Origin of the sequence: Massilia sp. H6, assembly GCF_024802625.1 — a bacterium.
In the GTDB taxonomy this organism is placed as follows: Bacteria; Pseudomonadota; Gammaproteobacteria; order Burkholderiales; family Burkholderiaceae_D; genus Telluria.
The window spans coordinates 2,545,290-2,569,945 of the sequence record NZ_CP103371.1 but is presented as its reverse complement, the minus strand read 5'-3'; the positions used below and the strand labels follow the sequence as shown (position 1 = coordinate 2,569,945).

Below are 24,656 nucleotides of genomic sequence, written 5' to 3'. Positions count from 1 at the left end.
AGCGGGCCTGGCCTGCCGCCCAAGGCGTCAAGCAGAAGCGATGCGCCCGGCCAGCGCATTGCGCGCGCGCAGGCGGTAGCCGATTGAGAGCAGCAGCAACCAGGCCGGGATCAGGTAGACCGAGACCCGCAGGCCGGGCGTCAGGTACATCACCACCACCACGCCGGCCAGGAAAGCCAGGCACAGGTAGTTGGTTAGTGGAAACAGCGGGCTGCGGAATGCGGTGTCTTGGCCGGCCGCGTCTTTCTGGCGCCGGAAGCGCAGGTGGCTCCAGCAGATCATGCCCCAGTTGATGACGAGCGCGGCAACGGCCAGGCCCATCAGCATGCCGAACGCTTCGCGCGGCAGGAAATAATTGATGCAGATGCACAGGCCAGTAGCCGTCGCCGACACCGCCAGCGCGGCCAGCGGTACGCCGCGGCGGTCCACTTTCATCAGCGCGCGCGGTGCATTGCCCTGTTCGGCCAGGCCGAACAGCATGCGGCTGTTGGCATACACGCAGCCGTTATAGACCGACAGCGCGGCAGTCAGCACCACCAGGTTCAGGATGTTGGCCACCATGTGGCTGTCGAGCGCGGTGAAAATCAGGACGAAGGGGCTGGTGCCCTGGGCGACCTTGGTCCATGGATACAACATCAGCAGCACGGCCAGCGCGCCGACATAGAAAATGGCGATGCGCCAGATCGCCTGGTTGACGGCGCGCGGAATGGTATACCCCGGGTTGTCGGCCTCGGCGGCGGTGATGCCGATCATTTCCAGGCCGCCGAACGAGAACATGATGACTGCCATCGACAGCGCCAGTCCGGCCCAGCCGCTCGGGAAGAAGCCGCCATGGCGCCACAGGTTGGCCACGCCGGCCTGGGGACCGGCGGTGTCGCTGATCAACAGGTAACTGCCGAACAGGATCATGCCCACCACTGCCGCGACCTTGATGATCGAGAACCAGAATTCCAGTTCGCCGAAGGCCTTCACTTTCATCAGGCTGAGCAGGTTGACGAGCACGAAGAAGCCGAGCGCCGACACCCAGGTCGGGATGTCCGGGAACCAGTACTGTATATAGATGCCGAGCGCGGACAGCTCGGCCATGCTGACCAGGATATACATCACCCAATAGTTCCAGCCCGACATGAAGCCGGCCATCGGACTGCCGTATTTGGCGGCGAAATAGCCGAACGAGCCGGCGACCGGCTCGTCGACGATCATCTCGCCCATCTGGCGCATGATCAGAAAAGCGATCAGGCCGGCGAAGGCATAGCCAAGCAGGGCCGAAGGGCCTGCCATCTGGATGGTCTGGGCAACGCCAAGGAAAAGCCCGGTGCCGATGGCGCCGCCAAGGGCGATCAGCTGGATGTGGCGGTTCTTGAGTCCGCGCTTGAGTTCGTTACCCGGTGGGTGCTGCGGCGCGTTCATCGCTGGCCTCGTAGTGTCTTTGGCAAACAGTTGCCTCAAAGCCAGCGATTTTACTGCAATGAAGACGGCCTGGGCGAATTGCTTCGCCCAGGCCGCTGGGGTGTGCCTGGAAGCTGCCTTGGCAGCTGCCTTAGAAGCTACGGTACTTGCGCGCTGTGCCCGGGTGCTTCACCGATTTGCCGCTGAACTTCTTCCACAAATAGCCTGCAATGGCCATCATGATCATCTTGCGCATAAGGTATCTCCATGAAGAGGTTGCCGCGCCAGTTCGCAGCGATGAACGCAGCTTACCGGCTAAGCCGGAACACCGGCGCATGGCTTGCACTCAGCCCGGCATCAGGAAAAACGCGATCGCCCCCATCGCGGCCGCGCCCACCATGGCCAGCACGAAGCCCGACATGCGCGCCAGCGCGCGCAGGCGCAGGCCTTTGTCGCGGCTGCAATACAAATACACCGGAATGCCGACCGGCCCGATGCCGACCACCACGGTATTCATCAGGCGCGAGCGCGGGAAATGCCGCGCCTCGCTGTCCTGGCGGTACCAGTAATACGGCAGAAAGCTCAGCAGGAAGGCGCTCAGCAGGATCCACCAGGCCGGCATCGTCATATGCGCGGCAGCGTACAGCGCTTCGGCCATGCCGGTAGCGAGCATGAGCGCCAGCAGGGCCCACAGGGTATTCTTGGGTGTCATCCGATGCCTGCCGCTGCCTGTCGATTGCACAAGGTGGCGAGCATAGCACCGGCAGCTGGCCAGCAAATTCAACAAAAATCACAATTGACAAGAAAGCGTGCCAGTTTGGACGCTTTATGCGGCAGGAGTAGCGGCCTGCGTGCCCAGCCGCGCCAGCAGCTCGTCGAGCGGTCCCGGGCGCGAGAACAAATAGCCCTGCATGCACGGGCTGCCGTTCTCGGCCAGGTAGCGGGCCTGCTGCTCGGTTTCGATGCCCTCGGCCACCACCCGCAGGCCGAGGTGCTCGGCCATCGCCAGGATCGACTGCACGATCGCGGTGCCGTTGACGTCGTTCGGGGTGTCGCGGATAAAGCTCTTGTCGATCTTCAGTTCGTACAGCGGCATCTTCTTGAGATAGGCCAGGTTCGAGTAACCGGTGCCGAAGTCGTCGATCGAGAAGCGGATGCCCATCGCCGCCAGCTCGTGCATGCGGGCGATGGTCTGGTCCAGGTCCGTCACTAGCAGGCCTTCGGTGACCTCGAAAATCAGCTCGCTGGCCGGGGCCCCGGTCTGCTGCAGGATGGCGCGCACGTCGTCGACAAAATCATGCTGGCGAAACTGGGCCGGGCTGACATTAATCGACAGCGGGATCGGATGGCCGGCGGCGTCCAGGCGCAGCCACGCGGCGCAGGCCTGGCGCAATACCCAGTGACCCAGCTGGACGATCAGGCCGCTGGTTTCGGCGATCGGGATAAAGACATCTGGCGGCACCAGCACGCCGTCGGCACGGCGCCAGCGCATCAGGAGTTCGGCGCCGACCGGCCGCTGGCAGCTGTCGACCTGCAACTGCAGGTGCATCGCCAGCTCGCCATTCTCGAGGGCATTGGCCAGGTCGCGTTCGATGGTCAGCTTGCGCTCGGCTTCGGCCAGCATGTTGGACTCGAACAGCGTGACGCCATTGCGCCCGTCTGCCTTGGCCTGGTACATCGCGGTATCGGCTTCGCGCAGCAGGTCGTGGGCGGTCTGGCCTGCCACCAGGGGCAAGGCCACCCCGATGCTGCCGGTGGAGCGGTAGACATGCTCGCCAATGGTGACCGCTTCGCCCAGCGCCGCGAGCACCTTGGCGGCAACCGACAGCGCCGTTGCGGTGGCCGCTTCCGGGTCGGTCCCCAGGTCGCCCAGCAGTACCACGAATTCGTCGCCGCCCAGGCGCGCCACGGTGTCACGCTTGCGCACCACCGAACCGAGCCGTTCGGCGGCATGGCGCAGCAGAGCGTCGCCGGTGGCATGGCCGCGGGCATCGTTGACGTACTTGAAATTGTCGAGGTCGATGAACAGGACCGCGCCCAGCATGCCGCTGGCGTTGCGGCTTGCCACCAGCGTGTCCAGGCGTTCGGTCAGCAGGCGGCGGTTGGGCAAGCCGGTGAGCACGTCGTAGAAAGCCAGGTGGTGAATCTTGTTGTCCGAGTTGCGGCGCTCGGTGACGTCGCGGCCTACCACCACCCAGTGCGTATTGCGTCCGCCTTCGCTGGCGAAGGGCACCATTTCCATCTCCACCCAATAGGCTTCGCCAGACTTGGTATAACTCATCAGTTCCGAGGTGACCGGTTCGTTGCGCGCGACCGCCCCCAGGATGCGCTGGAGTTCGGCCGGGTCGGTGTCGGGACCGTAGAGCATGCGCATGCTCTGGCCGACGATCTGGTCGCGAGTAAAACCGGTGCGGCGCTCGAAAGCTTCGTTGGCGAAGATGATCGGCTGCTCAGCGCCGGGTTCGTCAACTGCCTGGGCGATCAGTACCATGTCGTTCAGGCGCGCCACCGCGGCCGAGGTCAGCCGCAGTTCGGCATTGAGCTCGTGCAGCTTTTCCTGCTTGGACTCGAGCGACTCGGCGAAACCGCGGACCTCGTCCAGCGAGCGCGACAAACCCTTGAGCAGGGCGCCGCAGGTGATCGTGATGACCGAGCCGATGCACAGGTAATTGAGGGTGACGATCAGCGAAGGCAGCACGCTATTGGCGTCCATGCCCGTGACAACCAGTTGGGCATGGCCCGACAGGCCCAGGCCGAGGATGATGGCGGCGCTCAGGACCAGGGCCAGCAGCGCCTGGCGCGTGCCCAGCAGGATGGCCGCCATCACCGGTGGGCCCATCAAGAATATCTGGCTGACTGCGCCGACCGTGACCATCAGGCCCACGCCCACGCCGAACATCACGGCCAGAAAATTGAGTACTCTGAAAGTATAGGGCAGGCGGTCGTACCACCAGATGGCGAAGATCCAGACCAGGGCCAGCGCGTCCATGACCGCGACCGGCCACAGGCCTTCGGCCAGCGCCAGCGTCGCACTGGGCACCGCGGCGACCGCGCCGAGTACCACCACGGTTGACATCAGCGACGCGAAGATACGGATGCGCCACTGCGCAATGTTGTAGAACGGTTTCATCCGGTGGCCCAGGTAGGCATGGCTTGATCAGAATTACTGAGGCGCACCAAAAATTGGCTTATCGCAATATTTTACCGTGACTATAAGTTGCTGTCATGCGCGTTGGGTAAGTGTTGTTTCTTGGTATCGCGGCCTTGCTCGCCGCTTCAGCGCATCGCCTGTGCCAGTTTTTCGCGCAGGCTGGCCTCGGACAGCTCGCCCGGGTGGCGCAAGCGCAGCACGCCGCGCGCGTCGTAGAACAAGGTGGTCGGATAGCCGGGCGATCGGGTGCGCGCGGCCATCTGTGCTGACGGATCGAGCACCACGTTGGCCATCGTTAAGCCTTGCGCGGCCATGAACTGCGAAACCACTGCCGCCGACTCGCCCTGGTTGACGAACACGAAAGTGATTCCGGGATTGGCTTGCTGGGCCGCGCGCAGGGCCGGCATTTCGCGGCGACAGGGCGGACACCAGCTGGCCCACAGGTTGACGACCAGCGGCTGGCCCTGGTAGCTGCGCAGGTCGACCGGGCTGCCGTCGAGGCGGCGCACGGTCACGTCGGGCAAGGGGGCCTGGGGCGGCGCCAGGGACCTGGCCAGCAGCGTGCCTCCCAGCCAGAGCGCGCCGCCGGCCAGGATCGCGGCCACCAGCGGGCGCTTCAGATGCGCATGGCGGCTGATCTGGCTGGCGCCGATGGCGCAGGCAACGATCACGCCGACCATGCGGTCGAAGCCGCCGTCGCGGATGTCGAGCGCGGCCATTGGATCGGCCAGAAAGATGTCGTGGTGACGCAGCACGAACACCACGCGCGCGGCCACGAAGCCGGCCAGGATCATCGTCCACAGCAGCGCTCCGGCATCGGTGCCACGGCGCCGGCGATACCATTCGGCAACGCCGTTGGCAGCCAGGATCGCCGCCAGCACCAGGGAAGTGGTAACTGGAAGGACCAGGGGTCCGAGTGCAATGACGTCCACCGCGCGCTCCTGCTGTTGAGTTGGCGGCAGCATACCGCAGAACGCTTGCCGCACACACCGCGCAGCGGCGGTTTAGTCCGGCTGCATGCCCGGCGCTTGCTCCTGCTCAGGCGCAGCTTGCTGGCGCGTGACCAGGATGCGGTCGATCCGGTTGCCGTCCATGTCCATGATTTCGAAGCGAAAGCTGCCCCAGTCGACCGTGTCGGCCGCCTTCGGGATGTAACCGAGCTGGTAGAGCACGAAGCCGGCCAGTGTGTGGTAGGCGCCGCTGTCTTCGCCGGGAAAGCCGACACCTGTTTCGAACAGGTCGCGGAAGCGGTCCAGGGCCAGGCCGCCATCGAGCAGCCAGCTGCCATCCTGGCGCTGCACCGCGTCGGGGTCGTGCTCCTCGCCGCACACGGCAACGTCGCCGACCAGCGCGCTCATGATGTCGCTGAGGGTGACCATGCCCTGGATGTCGCCGTACTCGTCGACGATCAGCGCCAGCTCGGCGCGGTTCTTCTTGAACATCTCGAGCAGCACCATCGCGCCGACGGTCTCCGGCACGTACAGCAGTTCATGCACCGCGGCGTCGATGTCGATGGCATCGATCGAGCCGGCCCGCACCGCTTGCGCCAGCAGGTCGCGCGCCATCACGTAGCCGAGAATGTGCGAACGGTCGCTGCGGCAGACCGGAAAACGGCTGTAGGGATGCGACACGATAATGTCCAGGTTAATGCTGCGCTCTTGCGCGAGGTCGAGGATGACCAGGTCGACGCGCGGGGTCATCAGCGACTTGAGGTGCTGGTCGTCGAGACGCAGGGCGCGCGACACGATGTCGTACTCGGTTTTTTCGAACACGCCGGTGTTGGCGCCTTCTTTGATGATGCCGGCGATGTCTTCTTCGGTCGGCGCTTCTTCCTTGGACTGGTGAATGCCGAGCAGGCGCACGATGGCGTTGGTGCTCAGCGACAGGAAGCGCACGAAGGGCGACATCATGCTCGAAAGCATGCGCAGCGGTTGCGAAATCAGGGTGGCCACCACTTCCGGATAGGCCATTGCGATGCGCTTGGGCACCAGCTCGCCGAAGATGATCGACGCCACCGTAATGGCCAGCACCACCACGCCGAGCGCGAATTCACGGGCATAGGGGCCGACGCCGGGCAGGCCGTCGAGGTGGGGCGCCAGATGGCTGACCAGCGAGGCCTCGCCGAACGCGCCGTTGAAAATGCCGATCAGGGTGATGCCGACCTGCACCGTCGACAGGAAGTGGCTGGGATCGTCGGCCAGCAAGAGCGCGGCGCGGGCCCCGCGGCTGCCGTCTTCGGCGCGCCGCTCCAGGCGCATGCGCTTGGCCGACACCAGCGCCAACTCGCTCATTGCGAACACCCCGTTCAAGACTATCAGCACGGAGATGATCAATATGTCGGTCAACACTGGCGCAGCGGCCTTTCGCGGGCTTACCGGGCCGTGACCGGGCGCGCCGCCGTGGCGCATGGCGCATGATAGCCTGCCGCAGGCTTTCCGGGCCGCACGCTCATGATGAGCCCGGCGTCAGGGAGTTGGCCGGAAGTGCTTGCCGATGCCGGCCCAGCAGCGCTGATAGTCGCCCTGGCGCTGCGGCGACGCCAGCGCCGACGGGGTCGGCACGAGCACGTTGCGGGTCTCGAACATGAAAGCCATGGTATCGCGCACCTTGTGCGGCTGGGCGGTATCGGCGGCACTGGCCTTGTCGAAGGTAGCTGCGTCCGGACCATGCCCGCTCATGCAATTGTGCAGGCTGGACCCGCCCGGGTTGAAACCGTCGGCCTTGGCGTCGTAGGCGCCATGGATCAGGCCCATGAATTCGCTGGACACGTTGCGGTGGAACCAGGGCGGACGGAAGGTGTCTTCGCCGGCCAGCCAGCGCGGCGGAAAGATCACGAAGTCGAGCGTGGACACCCCCGGCGTGTCGCTCGGCGCGTGCAGCACCAGGAAGATCGACGGGTCCGGGTGGTCGTAGCTGACCGAGCCGATGGTATTGAAATGGCGCAGGTCGTACTTGTAGGGCGCGTAGTTGCCGTGCCAGGCGACGACGTCGAGCGGCGAATGCTTGATCTCGGCGCGCCACAGGCCGCCGCAGAACTTGGCGACCAGCTCGAAATCGCCTTCCAGGTCTTCGTAGCGCGCCACCGGCGTGAGAAAGTCGCGCGGGTTGGCCAGGCCGTTCGCGCCGATCGGGCCCAGGTCGGGCAACTGCAATAGCGCGCCGAAATTCTCGCAGATATAGCCGCGCGCCTGGCCGTCGGGCAGCGCGACCCGAAAGCGCAGGCCGCGCGGGATCACCGCGATTTCGTGGGGCTCGACGTCGAGCAGCCCCAGTTCGGTATGGATCGCCAGCCGCCCCTGCTGCGGCACCACTAGCAGCTCGCCGTCGGCGCTGTAGAAATAGCGGCCCTGCATCGACCGGTTGGCGGCGTACAGGTGGATCGCGCAGCCGGTCATGGCCTGGGCCGAGCCGTTGCCGGCCATGGTCACCCAGCCGTCGATGAAATCGGTCGGCGCCTCGGGCATCGGCAGTGGACTCCAGCGCAGCTGGTCGGGTGGGGCCGGGGTATCGAAGCGGCTGGCGATGCGGCCAGCGTCGATCGCGGCAAAGGCGCCATGGACCGCCGCCGGCCGGATCCGGTACAGCCACGAGCGCCGGTTGTGGCTGCGCGGCGCGGTAAAGGCGGTGCCGGAGAGCTGTTCGGCATACAGGCCGTAGGCAACGCGCTGCGGCGAGTTGCGGTGCTGCGGCAGGGCGCCGGGCAGGGCTTCGGTGGCGAATTCGTTGCCGAATCCGCTCAGGTAGGCCGACTGGTAGCCGGTAGGCTGGCTCATGCAGAAATCTCCTGGGCTGGGTCGTGTGAGGGTGCGCCAGCTACTGTAGAAGAATTCAGGATGCTTTACGAGATGAATAACGAAATGTAGACTATTCACGAGCTAAATACTGCTGTTCCTGCGCGATCCCCGCGCCCACAATGCGCAACTGACCGGCGAGCCATGATCGAACCCCATACCATCGACCTGAACCTGCTCTCGGTTTTCCAGGAAGTCTACCGCGAGCGCCAGATATCCGCGGCCGCCAGGCGGCTTGGCCTGAGCCAGTCAGCAGTGAGCAATGCACTGGCGCGCCTGCGCCGCGCGTTCGGAGATGAATTGTTCGTGCGCACCGCCAGCGGCATGCAACCGACGCCGCTGGCGATGCAGATGGCCGAGCCGATCGGGGTGGCGATGGCGCAGGTGGCGCTGGCGCTGAACCAGCGCAGCCGTTTCGATCCGGCCGCCAGCAAGCGCCGCTTCGTGCTGGCCATGACCGACGTGGGCGAGATCTACTTCATGCCGCCCCTGATCGAGCGCTGCCGTCAGCTGGCGCCGCTGGTCGAGATCAGCTCCGTTCGCGCCAGCGCGGCGGCGCTCAAGCAAGAGATGGAAGGCGGGCGGGTGGACCTGGCGATCGGCCCTTTCGAAGATGTGTCCGATGCCTTGTACCAGCGCCAGTTGTTTCGCCAGCCCTATGTAACGATGTTCCGCAAGGGCCATCCGCTGGGCAGGGGTGAATTGAGCCTGGAGCGCTTCGTGCAGGCCGGGCACGTGCTGGTGGCGTCCAGCGAAGGTCCGTACGAGCGCATCAATGCGCTGCTCGAACGTGCCGGCGTGGGACCGATGGTGCGCTTTCGGGTGCCGCATTTCACCGCGGTGCCGTATATCGTCGGCAGCAGCGACCTGGTGGTGACGGTGCCGCAGAAACTGGCCGAGCGGGCGGCATTGCCGTTCGCTCTGGAGTGGGTGGTGCCGCCGCTTGCGCTGCCGCCGCTGCAGACCAGTGTGTTCTGGCACCGGCGCTATAACCAGGACCCGGGCAACCAGTGGCTGCGCGCCCTCCTGGGCGAGGTGTTCGCGGAATGAAGAATGCGTAGCAACCCGGCCGTGGGCAATCGCGCGGCCACCTGACCAACGACCTAGCAACGACATACAAGGAAGAGAAAATGGCAGACCTGTTTGACAATCCCATGGGCCTGATGGGCTTCGAGTTCGTCGAATTTGCTTCGCCCACGCCGGGCGTGCTCGAAGCGGTGTTCGCCCAGCTCGGCTTCACGAAGGTGGCGGTGCACCGCTCGAAGGCGGTGAGCCTGTACCGCCAGGGCGGCATCAATTTCATCATCAACAACGAACCGAAGAGTTACGCCGCCTATTTCGCGGCCGAACACGGCCCGTCGGCCTGCGGCATGGCTTTTCGCGTAAAAGATGCGCACAAGGCCTATGCGCGCGCGCTCGAATTGGGCGCCCAGGCGATCGAGATCCCGACCGGCCCGATGGAGCTGCGCCTGCCGGCGATCAAGGGTATTGGCGGCGCGCCGCTGTACCTGATCGACCGTTTCGAAGAGGGCAAGTCGATCTATGACATCGATTTCGAATTCATCGAGGGCGTCGAGCGGCATCCGCGCGGCCATGGCCTGTCGATCATCGACCACCTGACCCACAATGTCTACCGTGGCCGCATGGCGTTCTGGGCCAATTTCTACGAGAAGCTGTTCAACTTCCGCGAGATCCGCTACTTCGACATCAAGGGCGAATATACCGGCCTGACCTCGAAAGCCATGACCGCGCCGGACGGCATGATCCGCATTCCGCTCAACGAAGAAGGCAAGGCCGGCGGCGGCCAGATCGAGGAGTTCCTGATGCAGTTCAACGGCGAAGGCATCCAGCATATCGCCCTGCTCAGCGACGACCTGATGAAGACCGTGGACTCGCTGCGCGCCGCCGGCGTGCCGCTGATGGCCGCGCCGCCGGAAACGTATTACGAGATGCTCGAAGGGCGCATTCCCGGCCACGGCGAAGACACCGGGCAGCTCAAGTCGCGCGGCTTGCTGCTCGATGGCAGCGTACTCGATGGCAAGCCACGCCTGTTGCTGCAGATCTTCTCGACCACCCAGCTCGGCCCGGTGTTCTTTGAATTTATCCAGCGCAAGGGCGACGACGGCTTCGGCGAAGGCAATTTCAAGGCCTTGTTCGAGTCGATCGAGCGCGACCAGGTGCGGCGCGGTGCGATCGCGGGGGCAACGGCCTCGGCTTGAACCTGTAGTCTGGCCGCCAGCGTTTGCTATGCTGAGCTCCTTGCCATCACGGAGCGCTCATGCTGCCCGCCTTTACTATTTTGCTGCTGTTCCAGTGTCTCGGTGAAGGCATTGTCTTCATGCTCGGACTCGCGCTGCCCGGGCCGGTGGCCGGCATGCTGCTCTTGATGGCGGCCCTGGTCGCCCATCCACCTTTGCTCAAGACGATCGAAGAGGGCGCCAATACCCTGCTGTCTCACCTGTCGCTGCTGTTCGTTCCGGCCGGCGTGGGCATTGTCGCCACTGCCGCCAGCGGCAGCGGCCACTGGTTCGCCATTCTCGCCGCGCTTGTCGCCAGTACCGTGCTGGCGCTGGCAGTGACCGGCCTGATGCTGCGCGGCTTGGGTACGGCAAAGGACGGAGATGCCTGAACTGGCCGGTATCAGTGCATTCTGGGTGTATTTGTCGGCCTCGCCGCTGCTGGGCCTGTCCATGACGCTGTGCGCCTATCTGGCGGCGCAGCGGGTATTTTTGTGGTGCGGCGGCTCGCCGCTGGCCAACCCGGTGGCGATCTCGATCGGCCTTGTCGTCCTGGTGCTGTGGCTCTCGGGCATGTCGTATGGACAGTATTTCTCGGGCGCACAGTTCGTGCATTTCCTGCTCGGACCGGCCACCGTGGCCCTGGCCGTGCCGCTGGTGCGCCAGTTGCCGCGGCTGCGGCGCGCCTGGCTGCCGCTGGCGGCGGCGCTGCTGCTCGGTTGCGTGACGGCGATCGTGTCGGCGGTGGCCATCGCGGCGCTGCTTGGCGCCACCCCGGAACTGGGGGCCACGCTCGGGCCCAAATCGGCGACGTCACCCATCGCGATGGCGGTCTCGCAGCGGCTCGGCGGGATACCGGCGCTGACGGCGGCACTGGTGATCGGTACCGGGATATTCGGCGCCATCGTGGCGCGCTATGTGTTCGCGGCGCTGCGCATCGACTCGCCGGCTGCCCGCGGCTTTGCGCTCGGCCTGGCCGCCCACGGCGTCGGTACCGCGCGGGCATTTCAGGTCAGTGCCGAGATGGGCGCGTTTGCCGGACTGGCGATGGGCCTGAATGGCGCCATGACGGCGCTGCTTGCGCCCTGGCTGGTACCGCTGGTGCTAAGCCTGGTGCAGGGCCGGCTCGCTTGACCCACCCGCTGCCTGCCCCAGTGCGGGGCAGGCGCCTGGTTCAGGCCGGCTTCGACTTCCAGGTTTTTTTCGGGGCAAAGGCTTTGGCCGCGAACACGGCGCTGGCCAGGCCCAGCACCAGCGCGGTGCCGCTACCCGAAAAGCCGACGGCATGGCTCTTGGCCAGCTTGCCGGCCTTGGGGCCGACCAGTTGCAGCCGGCGGCGCGTCATCTGGGCGCCCAGTTCGGACAGGGCGTCCTTGCTCAGCATGGCTTCGGCATGCGGCAGCAGCGTGGTTTCCTCGTCGGCCACGTGGTGCAGCACGTCGCGCATCAGTTCCATCACCAGTTTGTCATGACGCGGATCGGCTCCGCTGGTACGGCGCAGTTCGGCGATCAGGCGACGCATCTCATCGTGCTCCGGCTCGGCCTTGTGCATGAAGGGCTCGCCGCTATCGCGCTGGCGCATCACCGGATAAAAGATTTCTTCTTCGAGTGTCGCGTGAATGTCGAGCGCATCGCAAATGGTGTCGGCCAATGCTTTCTTGACGCTCGGACGCTTGTCGCGCTCGTACTGGTGAAAGGTGACCATCACATGCGAGTGGTCGAAACGGATCATGTTGGTAATCGTCGGGCTGAGTTTATTCAGTGAAAACATGGTGGTTCTCCTGTGGTCGGATGGTCAACATGGTAGTGCGCGGCAGGTCGGCTTTACTGTAGGCGCGCGTGCCGTACCCGTGTCGGCGATCACCGCCAGCGGCGCTGGCGCGAGCTGGGCTGCAAGCCGACACTTGATTAAATTCCAACAGCAAACCGTCACCCTAGTCCTACAGCGACGCGCGGCGAGGCCCGCTTTGCGCGCCTGCCGATGCCTGCCAAGATGGACCAATCCGGTTACCGATATCCGCCCACGCCGCCCGCTTGCTCAACCCATGGAGGAACCAGCTCATGTTTGCACATACTAAGCGTCTGCAATATACGGTCCGTGTCGCCGGGCCCAACCCAGGACTGGCCAACCTGATGCTCGAGCAGTTTGGCGGTCCGCAGGGCGAACTGGCGGCGGCGATGCGGTATTTCACCCAGGCTGTCTCCGAAGACGACCCGGGCCGCAAGGATATGCTGTTCGACATTGCCACCGAGGAGCTGAGCCACCTTGAAATCATCGGGCATATCGTGGCCATGCTCAACAAGGGCGCCAAGGGCCGGCTGGCCGAGTCGGTCGACAGCGAAGCCGACACCTACAAGGCCATTACCGGCGCGGGCAACGATAGCCACCTCACCCAGGTGCTGTACGGTGGCGGCACCCCGCTGGTGAACTCGGCCGGCGTGCCCTGGACGGCGGCCTATGTCGATTCGATCACCGAGCCGACCGCCGATCTGCGCTCGAACATCGCGGCCGAGGCGCGCGCCAAGATTGTCTACGAGCGCCTGATCGGCCTGACCGACGATGCGGGTGTGAAAGAAGCCCTGGGTTTTCTCATGACGCGCGAAGTGGCGCACCAGAAATCGTTTGAGAAGGCCTTGTACGCGATCGAGCCGAACTTCCCTCCCGGAAAGATGCCAGCCGATCCGCGATTTGCCAGCGTCTACTACAACATGTCGCAAGGCCCGGGCGAGATGCGCGGGCCCTGGAACCAGGGCGCCGACTGGGATTTTGTTTCCGACCGCGAGCAGCAGCAGGCGGTCGATGGCGGCTCCGGCGACGCCGAAGTCGCACTGCCGGCCGGCGACATCGACATCCTCGAGCAAATGGCCAGGCGCACCGCATCCGATCCGATGTCGTCGCCGCGCACCGGAGCGGAACTGGGCATGAGCATGCAGTCGGCCGGTGGTACGATGGCTGCAAGCTCCCGACAGACCGCTAACCAACCAAGCTCGGCTTCGCGCGGCGGCCCGCTCGACGACACCGGAAGCGGCAGCAGCAGCAGCAGCAGCAAGCCTGCCGACGGGGGCAAAGACAAGCCGACCAGGGCCATGAAGAAATAAGCCAGCGCCGCGCGGCCTTTTCCCGGGATTTGCATGAATTTTCATACAGAACGCGTACCACACAACAAGCTGTTTTCCTTGCGCGCCTTCTTGCGCGCGCTAACGCTCAGGCGCGCTGTCGGCATCGTCATCTGCAGTGTCGGCTGTATTCTTCTGCTCGGCAGTTTGGTCGAGCAGCTCATGAGCGATAACCCGAAGATGCACCGCGCACTGCTGGGCGGCGCCACTGCCGCCGCCGCCACAGCATTGGGCACCTTGCCGGTGCTGCTGGCGCAAAACTTCTCCAAGCGTAGCTACGACTGCTTCCTGGGCTTTGGCGCCGGCGTCATGCTGGGCGCGACCGCATTTTCCCTTATTATTCCGGCGCTGGCCGCGGCCAAGGCGGCCGGCGCTGGCAACTGGGAGGCGAGCCTGATGGCGGGGGCCGGCATCATGGCCGGTGCCGGCGCAATCCTGCTGCTCGGGCGCGCCGTGCAAACCGAGGGCATCCTCGACGGCGGCGATGCTGGCGTCTCACTGCGCCGCGCCTGGCTATTCGTGTGGGCGGTGGCGCTGCATAACCTGCCCGAAGGCCTGGCAATCGGCGTGGCCCATGCCGGCATCGACCTGGAAAAAGCCAATGCCTTGACTACAGGTATTTCGATCCAGGACGTGCCCGAAGGCCTGGTGGTGGCACTGGCGCTGCGCGCCGTTGGCTACGGGCGCCTGACCGCGGTCGGCATGGGCGTAGCCTCGGGCCTGATCGAGCCGGTTGCGGCCGCTTTCGGCGTGGCCCTGATCGGGATCGCCGGCGGCATGCTGCCGTTCGCACTGGCAGCGTCGGGTGGCGCAATGCTGTTCGTGATTGTCAACGATGTCGTGCCGGAATCTCGCCAGAGCGGCAATGGCACCTGGGCCAGTATCGCGCTGGTCATCGGTTTCATCCTGATGACGGTGCTCGATACTGCCCTGTCGTAACCGAGCGGGGGGGGCAAGCCGGGTCAGCCGGCGAGAGTTCGCCTCCGCCCTTGCACCTGCTGGACACTCACCCTCACTAGACCAACTGCGCCTGGCCGCCTTGCGCGGTGCCGCGCCGTGTCGGCGCGCGCCCGCAAGCAGGCCAGCACCAAAAGAAACGCCGGCAATGCTTGCGCATTGCCGGCGTGAGTCGAAGCAGCCAGGGCCGCCCCCCGGTCAGGACCGGGTCAGTCCTTGATTTCGAGCTTGCGGTTCAGGCTCAACGCCGCCAGCGAACCGACCGCACCCGAGAGCAGGTACAGGCTCACGTAGCCCAGGCCATAGTGCGCCGACAGCCCAAGCGCGACCAGCGGAGCAAAGGCCGCGCCGACCAGCCAGGCCAGGTCTGAAGTCAGCGCCGCGCCGGTGTAGCGGTATTGCTGCTTGAAGTTCGAGGTTACCGCGCCGGCAGCCTGGCCATACGACAGGCCGAGCAGGGTGAAGCCGACCAGGATGAAGATGTTCTGGCCGGTCACGCCGCCATCCATCAGCGATGGCACGAAGGCCGAGAACAGCGCGATCAGCGCCGCCAGCGTACCCAGCGTGGTACGGCGGCCGACCCGGTCGGCGATATAGCCCGAGGCCAGGATGGCCACTGCCGCCAGTACCGCGCCCCACATCTGCACGTGCAGGAATTCGTTCATCGGGCGGGTGTCGTAGAGCTGGATCCAGGACAGCGGGAACACGGTCACCAGGTGGAACAGCGCATAGCTGGCCAGGGCGGCGAGGGCGCCGATGGCAATGTTGCTGCCTTGCGACTTGACCAGCTCGCCAACCGGCGCCGGGTCGAGTTCGTGCGAGTCGAGCAGGCGCGAATATTCGCTGGTGGACACCAGGCGCAGGCGCGCGAACAGGGCCACCACGTTGATCATGAAGGCGCAGAAGAACGGATAGCGCCAGCCCCAGACCAGGAAGTCGTCGGACGACAGGTTGCTGAGGAGGTAGGCAAACAGGCCGGCCGCGATCAAAAAGCCGATCGGGGCGGCGAGCTGGCCCAGCATCGCATACCAGCCGCGCTTGTGTTCCGGAGCGCTCAGGGCCAGCAGCGACGGCAGGCCGTCCCACGAGCCGCCCTGGGCCACACCCTGGCCGATGCGCATCAAGGACAGCACCACGATCGACGCCGCGCCAATCTGGCCATAGGTCGGGATGAAGGCAATCACGACGGTACAGGTGCCCATCAGGAACAGGGCGATGGTCAGCTTGATTTCGCGGCTGTAGCGCTTCTGGATCTCCATGAACACGATGGTGCCGATCGGGCGCGCGATGAATGCGAACGCAAATACGGTAAATGAGTATAGTGTGGCTTCGAGTCGGTCAGCCCAAGGGAAAAAGACCGCTGGAAAAACGAGCACCGATGCGATCGCATAGACGAAGAACTCGAAATATTCCGAAGCCCGGCCGATGACCACGCCGACGGCAATATCGGCCGGGTGGATTTCACCATCGCGGGCATTGATGTTGCGGGCGCCGCTGGTGGGGTGGGTGATGGGAGCGGCGCCTGCGCCGCCGTACTGGGTCGTGCTCTGCATATTCTCTCCTGATTCCTGAATCTGATTCTTCGTTCTTGTTGCTGTTGCGGTTGCCGATCGACTGCGAGTCTGCCACCAGTTTGCTGCGATGCAATAATTGCAATGCGGTAAGGGTAGGACAAAGTGTCCAATGGTTGCGTACTGTCGTTGGCAGTACAGTAGCATGATCTTATTCCCATGTAACGTTAGATACCTAGCATGAAACCTAAAATTGTCCGCCGCGGACTGCCTTTACTCCTGATTGCACTGCTATCCGGCTGCAATACGGTCGTAATGAATCCCAACGGCGATATTGCAAGGCAGCAGGCCGACCTGATTACCGTGTCGGTCCTGCTGATGTTGATCATCGTCGTCCCGGTGATGATCCTGATCGTCCTGTTCGCCTGGCGCTATCGCAAGAACGCCAACGCCAAATACGAGCCGGACTGGGATCACTCGACCAAGCTCGAGCTGGTGATCTGGGGCGCACCGCTCCTGATCATCATCGTGCTCGGCCTGATCACCTGGGTCTCGACCCACAAGCTCGATCCTTACCGTCCGCTCGACCGTATCGACGCCAACCGCCCGATTTCGGCCTCGACCAAGCCGATCGAGGTGCAGGTGGTGGCGCTGGACTGGAAATGGCTGTTCATCTATCCAGAGCAGGGCATCGCTTCGGTCAACCAGCTGGTGACCCCGATCGATACCCCAATCCGCTTCAAGATCACCGCCTCGACCGTGATGAACGCGTTCTACATCCCGACCCTGGCCGGCATGATCTACGCGATGCCGAGCATGGAGACCACCCTCAACGCCGTGCTGAACAAGACCGGCGACTACGAAGGACGCTCGACCAATTTCAGCGGCGAAGGTTTCTCGCACATGAGATTCGGCTACAAGGGCGTCACCGCTGCCGAGTTCGACGCCTGGGTGGCGAGCATGAAGGCCACCCCGGGTGCGCTCGACCGGGCCAGCTATATCGAGCTGGAAAAGCCGACCTCGCGCGAACCGGTGCGTTATTACGGTTCGGTCGAGCCGGCCCTGTTCAACCGCATCCTGAACCGCTGCGTGGCCGACGGTACCGTCTGCATGAACCAGCAGATGCTCGATGACCACAAGCGCGCCCAGGTCGCCGCCGCGATCAAGCAGCTGCCGAAATCCGGTGCTGCCCAGGTGGCGGGGCTGGAAGTGTGCACCACGCCGACCGACGCCACCGCTATGCCGGGCGCCCCTGCGGCGGGCTCCTCTAACATGACTGTGAAAAAGTAATCATGCAAGACTCATTCGACCTGACGAAGCTCATCTTCGGTCGGCTCAGCTGGGACGCGATTCCCTTCCATGACCCGATCCTGTTAGCGACCTTTGCCGGCGTGGTGGTCGGTGGCCTGGGCCTGGTGGCCCTGATCACCTACTTCCGCCAGTGGGGCAGCCTGTGGAGCAACTGGATCACCAGTATCGACCACAAGAAAATCGGCATCATGTACATGATCCTGGGCCTGGTGATGTTCTTGCGCGGCTTCGCCGATGCGCTGATGATGCGCGCCCAGCAGGCGTTCGCCTTCGGAAACAACCACGGCTTCCTGCCGCCGGACCACTACGACCAGATCTTCACCGCGCACGGCGTGATCATGATCTTCTTCGTGGCGATGCCGTTCGTGACCGGCCTGATGAACTATGTAGTGCCGCTCCAGATCGGCGCGCGCGACGTGGCCTTCCCGTTCCTGAACAACTTCTCGTTCTGGATGACCACCATGGGCGCGATCCTGGTGATGGCGTCGCTGTTCGTGGGTGAATTCGCACGTACCGGCTGGCTGGCCTATCCGCCGCTGTCGGGCATCCTGGCCAGTCCGGGTGTGGGCGTCGACTATTACATCTGGTCGCTGCAGATCGCCGGCGTCGGCACGCTGCTCTCCGGCGTGAACCTGGTCGTGACCATCATCAAGATGCGCGCACCGGGCATGGGCCTGATGAAGATGCCAGTCTTCGTCTGGACTTCGCTGTGCACCAACATCCTGATCGTGATGTCCTTCCCGATCCTGACCGCCGTGCTGGCCATGCTGGGCATGGACCGCCTGTTCGACACCAACTTCTTCACGAACGACAAGGGCGGCAACGCCATGATGTACGTGAACCTGATCTGGATCTGGGGCCACCCCGAGGTCTACATCCTGGTGCTGCCGGCCTTTGGTATCTTCTCGGAAGTGGTCTCGACCTTCTGCGGCAAGCGCCTGTTCGGCTACACCTCGATGGTGTATGCGACCGTGGTGATCATGATCCTGTCCTACCTGGTGTGGCTGCACCACTTCTTCACCATGGGCTCGGGCGCCAGCGTCAATTCGTTCTTCGGCATTACCACGATGATCATCTCGATCCCGACCGGCGCCAAGATCTTCAACTGGCTGTTCACGATGTACCGCGGCCGGATCCGCTTCGAGCTGCCGATGATGTGGACCGTGTCGTTCATGCTGACCTTTACCATCGGCGGCATGACCGGCGTGATGCTGGCGATCCCGGCTGCCGACTTCGTGCTGCACAACTCGCTGTTCCTGATCGCCCACTTCCACAACGTGATCATCGGCGGCGTGCTGTTCGGCCTGTTCGCCGGCTTCAACTACTGGGCGCCAAAGATGTTCGGCGTCAAGCTCAACCAGTTCTGGGGCCATGTCTCGTTCTGGCTGTGGTCGATCGGCTTCTGGGTTGCCTTCACCCCGCCATACATCCTGGGCTTCATGGGCGTGACCCGCCGCGTGAGCCATTTCGAAGACCCGTCGATCCAGTGGCTGTTCCAGATCTCGTTCTTCGGCACCCTGATGATTGCCGGCGGCATCGGCGCACTGCTGCTGCAGATCTTCTTTACCTGGAAAGACCGCGCCAAGCTGCGCGACGTCACCGGCGACCCATGGGATGGCCGTACGCTGGAATGGGCGACCACGTCGCCACCGGCCGACTACAACTTCGCGTTCACGCCGGTGGTGCACGACAACGACACCTTCGCCGACATGAAGAAGAACGGTTACCAGCGTCCGCTGAAGGACTATGTCGCGATCCACATGCCAAGCAACACCTGGGCCGGATTCGTGATCTCGGTGCTGGCTGCGGTGGTGGGCTTTGCCATCATCTGGCACATGTGGCTGCTCACTGCGGTGTCCTTCGTCGCCATGATGGCCGCGATCATCATCCACACCTTTAACTACAAGCGCGATTACTACATCTCGGCGGAAGAAGTGACCCGCAACGAGCAAGCGCATACCCGTCTGTTGGAAAGCCATGTCTGAACTTAAACCATCGATGCCAGGCGCGCTCAGCGCCGACGAGGTGACCGCGCGCTACCTGGTGCGCGAGCACCACCCAGAGAACGGCACCCTGCTGGGCTTCTGGATCTACCTGATGAGCGATTGCCTCATCTTCGCGTCCCTGTTCGCTACCTATGCTGTGCTGGGCCGCAACTATGCCGGCGGCCCAAGCGGCGCCGAACTGTTCGACCTGACGCTCATTGCGGTCAATACCGCTTTCCTGCTGATGTCGTCGATTACCTTCGGCTTCGCGATGATCTCGGCGCAGGCCAAGAAGGTCGGCAAGACCATCTTGTGGATGGGCGTGACCGGCCTGCTCGGCCTGGCTTTCCTGGCGCTCGAGATCTACGAGTTCTATCACCTGATCCACCAGGGTGCGGGCCCGCAGCGTAGCGGTTTCCTGACGGCGTTCTTCGCGCTGGTCGGCACCCACGGCCTGCACGTGCTGTTCGGCCTGGTGTGGCTGGTCACGCTGATGGTCCAGCTCAAAAAGCATGGCCTGGGCGCCGAGAACTTCCGCCGCCTGCAGTGCCTGTCGCTGTTCTGGCACTTCCTGGACGTCGTCTGGATCGGCGTGTTTACCTTTGTCTATCTGCTGGGAGTGATGCCATGAGTGGGCAACACCACGAACACGGCCACGATGGCCACGCGCATGGTCATGATACCTATGTGACCCATTACAGCGCCAAGGACTACGCGATCGGCTTCGTGCTCTCGCTGATCCTGACCGCAATTCCGTTCTGGCTGGTGATGGGCAATGTGCTGCCGCCCAATACCGCCCGGGTCGTGATCCTGGCCTTCGCCGCGGTGCAGGTCGTGGTGCAGATGATCTACTTCCTGCACCTGAACTCGAAGTCCGAGGACGGCTGGAACATGATGGCGCTGATCCTGACCGTGGTGCTGCTGGTGATCGTGATGTCCGGCTCGATCTGGGTCATGTATCACATGAACGCCAACATGATGCCGGCCATGGGCGGCGCCAGCGATACCACCCACGGCGCGCACGACATGCCGTGATGCCGGACCAGCGCGCCAAGCCGGCAGGACCCGTCGCCCATCCACCACGCAGCGCCTTCGCGCGCCGCGCGGTGGGGGCCGCGGCCCTGCTGCTGGCCGTGCTGTTCGCAGGTCTCGGTAGCTGGCAAGTCATGCGCCTGCAATGGAAACAAGACCTGATCGCCCGCGTCGACGACCGCGTGCATGCCCCGCCGGTAGCCGCGCCCGCGGTGGCGCAATGGGCGCAAGTTAGCCGGGCGTCCGACGAATACCGGCGGGTCAGCCTCACCGGGCACTATCTGTATCAGTTCACCACCCCGGTCCAGGCCCTGAGCGAGCTGGGCGCGGGCTTCTGGCTCCTGACGCCGCTGTGCCGCGCGGATGGCAGCATTGTCTTTGTCAACCGCGGCTTCATACCTTCTTCGGACAACAAACCCGGCACCTATGCCGCCAGGCGCGCAGGCAGCAATCCGTGCGCAGCGCCGGGCGGCGAGCCGGTGCGCGTCACCGGCCTGCTGCGCATAGGCGAGCCAGGCGGCGGCTTCCTGCGCGAGAACGACCCGAAGGGCAACCGCTGGTATTCGCGCGACGTGGCCCTGATCGCACAGGCGCGCGGCCTGGGCCCGGTGGCGCCGTATTTCGTCGATGCCGGTAAGGGCCAGGATCCGGCCGCCGCCCCCGAGCGCGCCGTCGGCGGCCTGACCGTGATCGCCTTTCAGAACAACCATATCGTGTACGCGCTGACCTGGTACGGCTTGAGCGCAATGGTGCTGGCGGCCTGGTGGTGGGTGAGGCGCCATGGCGCCGCCATTGCGGACGATTAGCGTTCGATAGCGCCAGCCGATGCAATCCCCCCTCGATTTCTTCGCCAAGGCGGCCCGCAGTTCGCCCCAGGCGGCCGCGGCGAACGTCGAGTTCGCGGCTGGCCACAAGAACATGCTGCAGCTGATCGAGCTGCGCTGGATCGCCGTGATCGGCCAGATCACCACCATCGCCGCGGCCATCCTGATCTTCAAGATCGAGCTGCCGCTGGTGCACATGCTGCAGGTACTGGCCTGCCTGATCGCTTTCAATGTGGCCAGCCACCTGCGCTGGCACGAGCGGCGGCCGGTGTCGAACGGCGAGATGTTCATGGCGCTGCTGGTCGACGTGGCCAGCCTGACCGTGCTGCTCTACCTGTCGGGCGGCATCACTAATCCCTTCGCCTTTCTCTACCTGCTGCAGGTGATCCTGTCGGCGGTGCTGCTCGAGGTGCTGTGGACCTGGACCATCGTCTTGATCACGCTCGGCTGCATGGCCGGCCTGGCCATGTTTGCCCAGCCGCTGGCGCTGCCCTTCGATCATGCGCGCGGCATATTCAGCCTCTATATCCAGGGCCTGCTGGTGTGCTTCGCGCTGGTGGCGGCCTTGTTGGTGATGTTCATGTCGCGCATCTCCGACACCCTGCGCCAGAAGGCGGCGCAACTGGCACTGCTGCGCCAGCACGCGGTGGAAGAAGAGCATATCGTGCGCATGGGCTTGCTGGCGTCGGGCGCCGCGCACGAACTGGGTACCCCGCTGGCGACCGTGTCCGTGATTCTTGGCGACTGGAAGCGCATGCCGCAGTTCCGCAACGACCCGGTGCTGCTGGAAGAAATCACCGAGATGCAAACCCAGCTGCGGCGCTGCAAGTCGATCGTCAGCGGCATCTTGCTGTCGGCCGGCGAAGCGCGCGGCGAATCGGCGGTGCGCACCACCATCCGCAGCTTCGTTGACGGCCTGGCCGCGGCCTGGCAGGCGAGCCGCCCGGTGCGCAGCTTCCAGTACAATAACCACATCGCGGCCGACCTGCCGGTAGCCTCGGACTCGGCCCTGAAGCAGACCATCGACAACCTGCTCGACAATGCGCTGGACGCCTCGCCCGACTGGGTCGGGCTGGACGCCAGTATCGCCGACGGCGTGCTGGCCATTGTGGTGAGCGACCGCGGGCCAGGATTCGCGCCGGCCATGCTGGGCCAGATCGGCAAACCCTACCAGTCGACCAAGCCCGGGCCGGGCCACGGGTTGGGCCTGTTCCTGGCCGTGAACGTGGTGCGCAAGCTGGGCGGCGCGGTGACTGCCGTGAACCGGCCGGACGGCGGCGCCCAGGTCACGCTCACGCTGCCACTGTCCAGTATCGAACTTGAAGAGGAACGCATTGACCACCAGCCTTGACCTTGACCATGAGCGCCTGCTGCTGGTCATTGAAGACGACGAGGCGTTCGCGCGCACCCTGAGCCGCTCGTTCGAGCGGCGCGGCTATCGGGTGCTGGCCGCGCACAGCCTGGATGAAGCGGCCACGCTGCTGGAATCGCATTCGCCTGGCTACGCCGTGGTCGACCTCAAGCTCAAGGGCAATACCTCGGGGCTGGCTTGTGTCCAGCTGCTGCACGAGCACGATCCGGACATGCTGATCGTAGTGTTGACCGGCTTTGCCAGCATCGCCACCGCGGTCGAGGCAATCAAGCTCGGCGCGGTGCAATACCTGGCCAAGCCGTCCAATACCGACGACATCGAGGCTGCCTTCGGGCATGTCGCCGGATGCGCCGAGATCGAGCTGACCGCGCGCTCGACCTCGATCAAGACGCTCGAATGGGAGCGCATCCATGCGGTGCTGGCTGAGACCGACTTCAATATCTCGGAAGCGGCGCGCCGCCTCGGGCTGCACCGGCGCACGCTGGCGCGCAAGCTCGAAAAGCAGCGGGTGAAATAGTATGCGCGCCCTGGTCGTGGTCTTGTTGTTGGCCTGCACCGCACCCGTTCAGGCCGCCGACCCGCTCGCGGCTGGGAAGCTTGCTTTCAAGCGCTGCGCCAACTGCCACCAGGTCGGCCCCGCTGCGCGCAGCAGTTTCGGTCCCCAGCTCAACGGCATCGTTGGCCGCCGCGCCGGCGCCTTGCCGGACTACGCCTATTCGCCCGCCATGAAACGCGCCGGCTTCGTCTGGACCGAACAGAAGCTGGCCGCCTTCCTGCGCGATCCCGACGCGGCAGTGCCCGGCAACAAGATGCGCTTCTGGGGCATGGGCAACGAGCGCCAGGTGGCCGACCTGCTGGCCTACCTGCGTTCGGCAAAAGGTGGGAATCCTTGAGTTTTCGCGGGTCGCGGTGATGGTAGGATGAGCTTTTTGCCAACCACGCCCAGCATGGACTTCGAACAACAGCGCCGCCGCGCCATCGACTTGCTCGAGCGCAAGGGCTATCCACGCCGCGCCGCCGACCCGCGCCATTACGTGCTGCTGCGGGCCCTCGGCGTCAAGCTGCGGCCGTTCCCATTCGAACCGTTCTGGCGCATCGTGGCCTGGAACGCCGCCTGGTTCACGCTGTTCTGGGGCTTCATGATGTGGTTCTGGCGCTGGCGCGACGAAGGCATGGTCGTGGCCGCAGCGGTCATCGTGTCGCTGCTCACCGGTCTGTTCTTCGGGGTGTCGATGGCCTGCCATACGGCTTACTCCAGAAGAAAGCACGGCCTGCCGAGCTGGGAATCGCTGGCTACACCGTCGGCAAGCCCGCATGCCGACCGGAATCCTTGAGGCACTGGCAATCCGTCCGCCCGGCACGGCCGAGCCGGTGCGTGTCGATTGCGCCATCGCCGTGAGCGCCACCGGGCTGGCCGGCGACCGGCATGCCGACCCGCTGTCGCCGCGCCAGTTGCTGCTGGCAGGCAGCGCCGCCTATGCCAGGCTGGGGCTGGCGCCGCACGCGCTGCGCGAAAACCTGCTGCTCGATCTCGACACCTCGCTGCTGCGCTCGGGCACGGTCTTGCAAGTGGGCCTCGAAGTAAGGCTGCGCCTGATGTTCCAATGCGAAGCCTGCGGCCGGCTCGAGCTGCGCCAGCCCGGCCTGGCGGCGCGCGCCGCAGCGCAGCGCGGCATGCTGGCCCGGGTCCTTGCGGGCGGAACGGTCCGGGTAGGCGACCCCGTGCGGACGCTCGGCCTGCTGCCCGCCTGGCCGGACGACTGGCGCGAGCGGGTCGCGCAGGTGCTCGAGGCGGTGCCCGATGGAAGCGTCGTGGCTTACCGCGACCTGGCCCGGCTGGCCGGCATCCAGTCCAGCTATTGCCGCGCGTTTCCGCGCCTGCTTGCCAGGCTGGGCCCGGACCATGCGCGCAAGGCGGCCGCCGCCGGCGCGGCGCCATCGCTGCCGCGCTGGGATGGCGCGGGCTTGTACGACTGAGG

The 24,656-nt window shown here is 64.7% G+C and carries 24 protein-coding genes; 16 read left to right on the top strand and 8 right to left on the bottom strand.

Going from position 1 to position 24,656, the window contains the following annotated elements; translation table 11 throughout:
• Positions 1-27: 27 nt before the first annotated feature.
• From NRS07_RS11475 to hmgA, 6 genes are all read right to left on the bottom strand, one after another.
• A complete protein-coding gene (locus tag NRS07_RS11475; protein WP_259206966.1) occupies positions 28-1,410 on the bottom strand; it encodes an amino acid permease in 1,383 nt (460 codons plus the stop codon).
• A 325-nt stretch (positions 1,411-1,735) separates the two neighbouring features.
• Entirely contained in the window at positions 1,736-2,101 is a 366-nt protein-coding gene (locus tag NRS07_RS11470) for a hypothetical protein (RefSeq protein WP_259206964.1), read from the bottom strand.
• Between the two features lie 114 nt (positions 2,102-2,215).
• Entirely contained in the window at positions 2,216-4,519 is a 2,304-nt protein-coding gene (locus NRS07_RS11465; protein ID WP_259206962.1) for a bifunctional diguanylate cyclase/phosphodiesterase, read from the bottom strand.
• Positions 4,520-4,665: 146 nt separating this feature from the next.
• Positions 4,666-5,505: a redoxin family protein gene (locus NRS07_RS11460; RefSeq protein WP_259206960.1), complete on the bottom strand. Its 840-nt coding sequence runs from the start codon at positions 5,503-5,505 to the stop codon at positions 4,666-4,668.
• A 39-nt stretch (positions 5,506-5,544) separates the two neighbouring features.
• Positions 5,545-6,861: a hemolysin family protein gene (locus tag NRS07_RS11455; RefSeq protein WP_307729889.1), complete on the bottom strand. Its 1,317-nt coding sequence runs from the start codon at positions 6,859-6,861 to the stop codon at positions 5,545-5,547.
• A 144-nt stretch (positions 6,862-7,005) separates the two neighbouring features.
• Complete coding sequence (gene hmgA / locus NRS07_RS11450; RefSeq protein ID WP_259206957.1) at positions 7,006-8,313, bottom strand: homogentisate 1,2-dioxygenase; 1,308 nt, start codon at positions 8,311-8,313, stop codon at positions 7,006-7,008.
• 162 nt (positions 8,314-8,475) lie between these two features.
• Here hmgA and NRS07_RS11445 point away from each other — a divergent pair, with 162 nt between their 5' ends.
• The 4 genes from NRS07_RS11445 (at position 8,476) to NRS07_RS11430 (ending at position 11,702) form a co-directional block, all read left to right on the top strand.
• Positions 8,476-9,381, top strand: a complete 906-nt coding sequence (locus NRS07_RS11445; RefSeq protein WP_259206956.1) for a LysR family transcriptional regulator — start codon at positions 8,476-8,478, stop codon at positions 9,379-9,381.
• A gap of 80 nt (positions 9,382-9,461) precedes the next feature.
• On the top strand, positions 9,462-10,550 hold the full coding sequence (hppD, locus tag NRS07_RS11440) for a 4-hydroxyphenylpyruvate dioxygenase (protein ID WP_259206953.1): 1,089 nt from the start codon (positions 9,462-9,464) through the stop codon (positions 10,548-10,550).
• Positions 10,551-10,609: 59 nt separating this feature from the next.
• On the top strand, positions 10,610-10,960 hold the full coding sequence (locus tag NRS07_RS11435) for a CidA/LrgA family protein (protein ID WP_259206951.1): 351 nt from the start codon (positions 10,610-10,612) through the stop codon (positions 10,958-10,960).
• A complete protein-coding gene (locus NRS07_RS11430) occupies positions 10,953-11,702 on the top strand; it encodes an LrgB family protein (RefSeq protein WP_259206949.1) in 750 nt (249 codons plus the stop codon). The genes NRS07_RS11435 and NRS07_RS11430 overlap by 8 nt, the downstream gene beginning before the upstream one ends.
• A gap of 40 nt (positions 11,703-11,742) precedes the next feature.
• Here the strand turns inward: NRS07_RS11430 and NRS07_RS11425 are convergent, their stop codons facing one another.
• Complete coding sequence (locus NRS07_RS11425; RefSeq protein ID WP_259206947.1) at positions 11,743-12,339, bottom strand: hemerythrin domain-containing protein; 597 nt, start codon at positions 12,337-12,339, stop codon at positions 11,743-11,745.
• 290 nt (positions 12,340-12,629) lie between these two features.
• Here NRS07_RS11425 and NRS07_RS11420 point away from each other — a divergent pair, with 290 nt between their 5' ends.
• Both NRS07_RS11420 and NRS07_RS11415 read left to right on the top strand, forming a co-directional pair.
• Positions 12,630-13,667: a manganese catalase family protein gene (locus NRS07_RS11420; RefSeq protein ID WP_259206945.1), complete on the top strand. Its 1,038-nt coding sequence runs from the start codon at positions 12,630-12,632 to the stop codon at positions 13,665-13,667.
• 33 nt (positions 13,668-13,700) lie between these two features.
• On the top strand, positions 13,701-14,624 hold the full coding sequence (locus NRS07_RS11415; RefSeq protein WP_259206943.1) for a ZIP family metal transporter: 924 nt from the start codon (positions 13,701-13,703) through the stop codon (positions 14,622-14,624).
• A gap of 227 nt (positions 14,625-14,851) precedes the next feature.
• Here the strand turns inward: NRS07_RS11415 and NRS07_RS11410 are convergent, their stop codons facing one another.
• Positions 14,852-16,195, bottom strand: coding sequence for an MFS transporter (locus tag NRS07_RS11410; protein ID WP_259206941.1), 1,344 nt, complete (start codon positions 16,193-16,195; stop codon positions 14,852-14,854).
• Between the two features lie 198 nt (positions 16,196-16,393).
• Here NRS07_RS11410 and cyoA point away from each other — a divergent pair, with 198 nt between their 5' ends.
• The 10 genes from cyoA to NRS07_RS11360 are packed head-to-tail and all read left to right on the top strand — an operon-like array spanning position 16,394 to position 24,654.
• Positions 16,394-17,443: a ubiquinol oxidase subunit II gene (cyoA, locus tag NRS07_RS11405; RefSeq protein WP_259206940.1), complete on the top strand. Its 1,050-nt coding sequence runs from the start codon at positions 16,394-16,396 to the stop codon at positions 17,441-17,443.
• A gap of 2 nt (positions 17,444-17,445) precedes the next feature.
• Positions 17,446-19,449, top strand: a complete 2,004-nt coding sequence (gene cyoB / locus NRS07_RS11400; protein WP_259206939.1) for a cytochrome o ubiquinol oxidase subunit I — start codon at positions 17,446-17,448, stop codon at positions 19,447-19,449.
• Positions 19,442-20,080, top strand: coding sequence for a cytochrome o ubiquinol oxidase subunit III (cyoC, locus tag NRS07_RS11395; RefSeq protein ID WP_259206938.1), 639 nt, complete (start codon positions 19,442-19,444; stop codon positions 20,078-20,080). Before cyoB ends, cyoC begins: the two co-directional genes overlap by 8 nt.
• On the top strand, positions 20,077-20,484 hold the full coding sequence (gene cyoD / locus NRS07_RS11390; RefSeq protein WP_259206936.1) for a cytochrome o ubiquinol oxidase subunit IV: 408 nt from the start codon (positions 20,077-20,079) through the stop codon (positions 20,482-20,484). Before cyoC ends, cyoD begins: the two co-directional genes overlap by 4 nt.
• On the top strand, positions 20,484-21,287 hold the full coding sequence (locus tag NRS07_RS11385) for an SURF1 family protein (protein WP_259213179.1): 804 nt from the start codon (positions 20,484-20,486) through the stop codon (positions 21,285-21,287). Before cyoD ends, NRS07_RS11385 begins: the two co-directional genes overlap by 1 nt.
• Before the next feature lie 19 nt (positions 21,288-21,306).
• The gene (locus NRS07_RS11380) at positions 21,307-22,656 is read left to right on the top strand and encodes an ATP-binding protein (protein WP_259206934.1); all 1,350 of its coding nucleotides are present in this window, start codon (positions 21,307-21,309) and stop codon (positions 22,654-22,656) included.
• Positions 22,640-23,194 carry a response regulator transcription factor gene (locus NRS07_RS11375; RefSeq protein ID WP_259206931.1) on the top strand — a complete coding sequence of 185 codons (555 nt, stop codon included), beginning with the start codon at positions 22,640-22,642 and terminating at the stop codon, positions 23,192-23,194. Before NRS07_RS11380 ends, NRS07_RS11375 begins: the two co-directional genes overlap by 17 nt.
• Position 23,195: 1 nt before the next feature.
• Positions 23,196-23,570, top strand: coding sequence for a cytochrome c family protein (locus NRS07_RS11370; protein ID WP_259206928.1), 375 nt, complete (start codon positions 23,196-23,198; stop codon positions 23,568-23,570).
• 27 nt (positions 23,571-23,597) lie between these two features.
• Positions 23,598-24,011 carry a DUF6404 family protein gene (locus tag NRS07_RS11365; protein WP_259206926.1) on the top strand — a complete coding sequence of 138 codons (414 nt, stop codon included), beginning with the start codon at positions 23,598-23,600 and terminating at the stop codon, positions 24,009-24,011.
• Positions 23,992-24,654, top strand: coding sequence for an MOSC domain-containing protein (locus NRS07_RS11360; RefSeq protein WP_259206924.1), 663 nt, complete (start codon positions 23,992-23,994; stop codon positions 24,652-24,654). The genes NRS07_RS11365 and NRS07_RS11360 overlap by 20 nt, the downstream gene beginning before the upstream one ends.
• Positions 24,655-24,656 lie beyond the last annotated feature (2 nt).

Excerpts from the sequence above, each read along its gene's own strand:
- cyoA (WP_259206940.1), top strand. The coding sequence starts at position 16,394 with ATGAAACCTAAAATTGTCCGCCGCGGACTGCCTTTACTCCTGATTGCA.
- NRS07_RS11380 (WP_259206934.1), top strand. The coding sequence starts at position 21,307 with ATGCAATCCCCCCTCGATTTCTTCGCCAAGGCGGCCCGCAGTTCGCCC.
- hmgA (WP_259206957.1), bottom strand. The coding sequence starts at position 8,313 with ATGAGCCAGCCTACCGGCTACCAGTCGGCCTACCTGAGCGGATTCGGC.
- NRS07_RS11425 (WP_259206947.1), bottom strand. The coding sequence starts at position 12,339 with ATGTTTTCACTGAATAAACTCAGCCCGACGATTACCAACATGATCCGT.
- NRS07_RS11435 (WP_259206951.1), top strand. The coding sequence starts at position 10,610 with ATGCTGCCCGCCTTTACTATTTTGCTGCTGTTCCAGTGTCTCGGTGAA.
- NRS07_RS11365 (WP_259206926.1), top strand. The coding sequence starts at position 23,598 with ATGAGCTTTTTGCCAACCACGCCCAGCATGGACTTCGAACAACAGCGC.
- NRS07_RS11360 (WP_259206924.1), top strand. The coding sequence starts at position 23,992 with ATGCCGACCGGAATCCTTGAGGCACTGGCAATCCGTCCGCCCGGCACG.
- cyoD (WP_259206936.1), top strand. The coding sequence starts at position 20,077 with ATGAGTGGGCAACACCACGAACACGGCCACGATGGCCACGCGCATGGT.
- hppD (WP_259206953.1), top strand. The coding sequence starts at position 9,462 with ATGGCAGACCTGTTTGACAATCCCATGGGCCTGATGGGCTTCGAGTTC.
- NRS07_RS11445 (WP_259206956.1), top strand. The coding sequence starts at position 8,476 with ATGATCGAACCCCATACCATCGACCTGAACCTGCTCTCGGTTTTCCAG.
- cyoB (WP_259206939.1), top strand. The coding sequence starts at position 17,446 with ATGCAAGACTCATTCGACCTGACGAAGCTCATCTTCGGTCGGCTCAGC.
- cyoC (WP_259206938.1), top strand. The coding sequence starts at position 19,442 with ATGTCTGAACTTAAACCATCGATGCCAGGCGCGCTCAGCGCCGACGAG.
- NRS07_RS11385 (WP_259213179.1), top strand. The coding sequence starts at position 20,484 with ATGCCGGACCAGCGCGCCAAGCCGGCAGGACCCGTCGCCCATCCACCA.
- NRS07_RS11430 (WP_259206949.1), top strand. The coding sequence starts at position 10,953 with ATGCCTGAACTGGCCGGTATCAGTGCATTCTGGGTGTATTTGTCGGCC.
- NRS07_RS11470 (WP_259206964.1), bottom strand. The coding sequence starts at position 2,101 with ATGACACCCAAGAATACCCTGTGGGCCCTGCTGGCGCTCATGCTCGCT.
- NRS07_RS11465 (WP_259206962.1), bottom strand. The coding sequence starts at position 4,519 with ATGAAACCGTTCTACAACATTGCGCAGTGGCGCATCCGTATCTTCGCG.
- NRS07_RS11460 (WP_259206960.1), bottom strand. The coding sequence starts at position 5,505 with ATGCTGCCGCCAACTCAACAGCAGGAGCGCGCGGTGGACGTCATTGCA.
- NRS07_RS11410 (WP_259206941.1), bottom strand. The coding sequence starts at position 16,195 with ATGCAGAGCACGACCCAGTACGGCGGCGCAGGCGCCGCTCCCATCACC.
- NRS07_RS11420 (WP_259206945.1), top strand. The coding sequence starts at position 12,630 with ATGTTTGCACATACTAAGCGTCTGCAATATACGGTCCGTGTCGCCGGG.
- NRS07_RS11370 (WP_259206928.1), top strand. The coding sequence starts at position 23,196 with ATGCGCGCCCTGGTCGTGGTCTTGTTGTTGGCCTGCACCGCACCCGTT.
- NRS07_RS11475 (WP_259206966.1), bottom strand. The coding sequence starts at position 1,410 with ATGAACGCGCCGCAGCACCCACCGGGTAACGAACTCAAGCGCGGACTC.
- NRS07_RS11415 (WP_259206943.1), top strand. The coding sequence starts at position 13,701 with ATGAATTTTCATACAGAACGCGTACCACACAACAAGCTGTTTTCCTTG.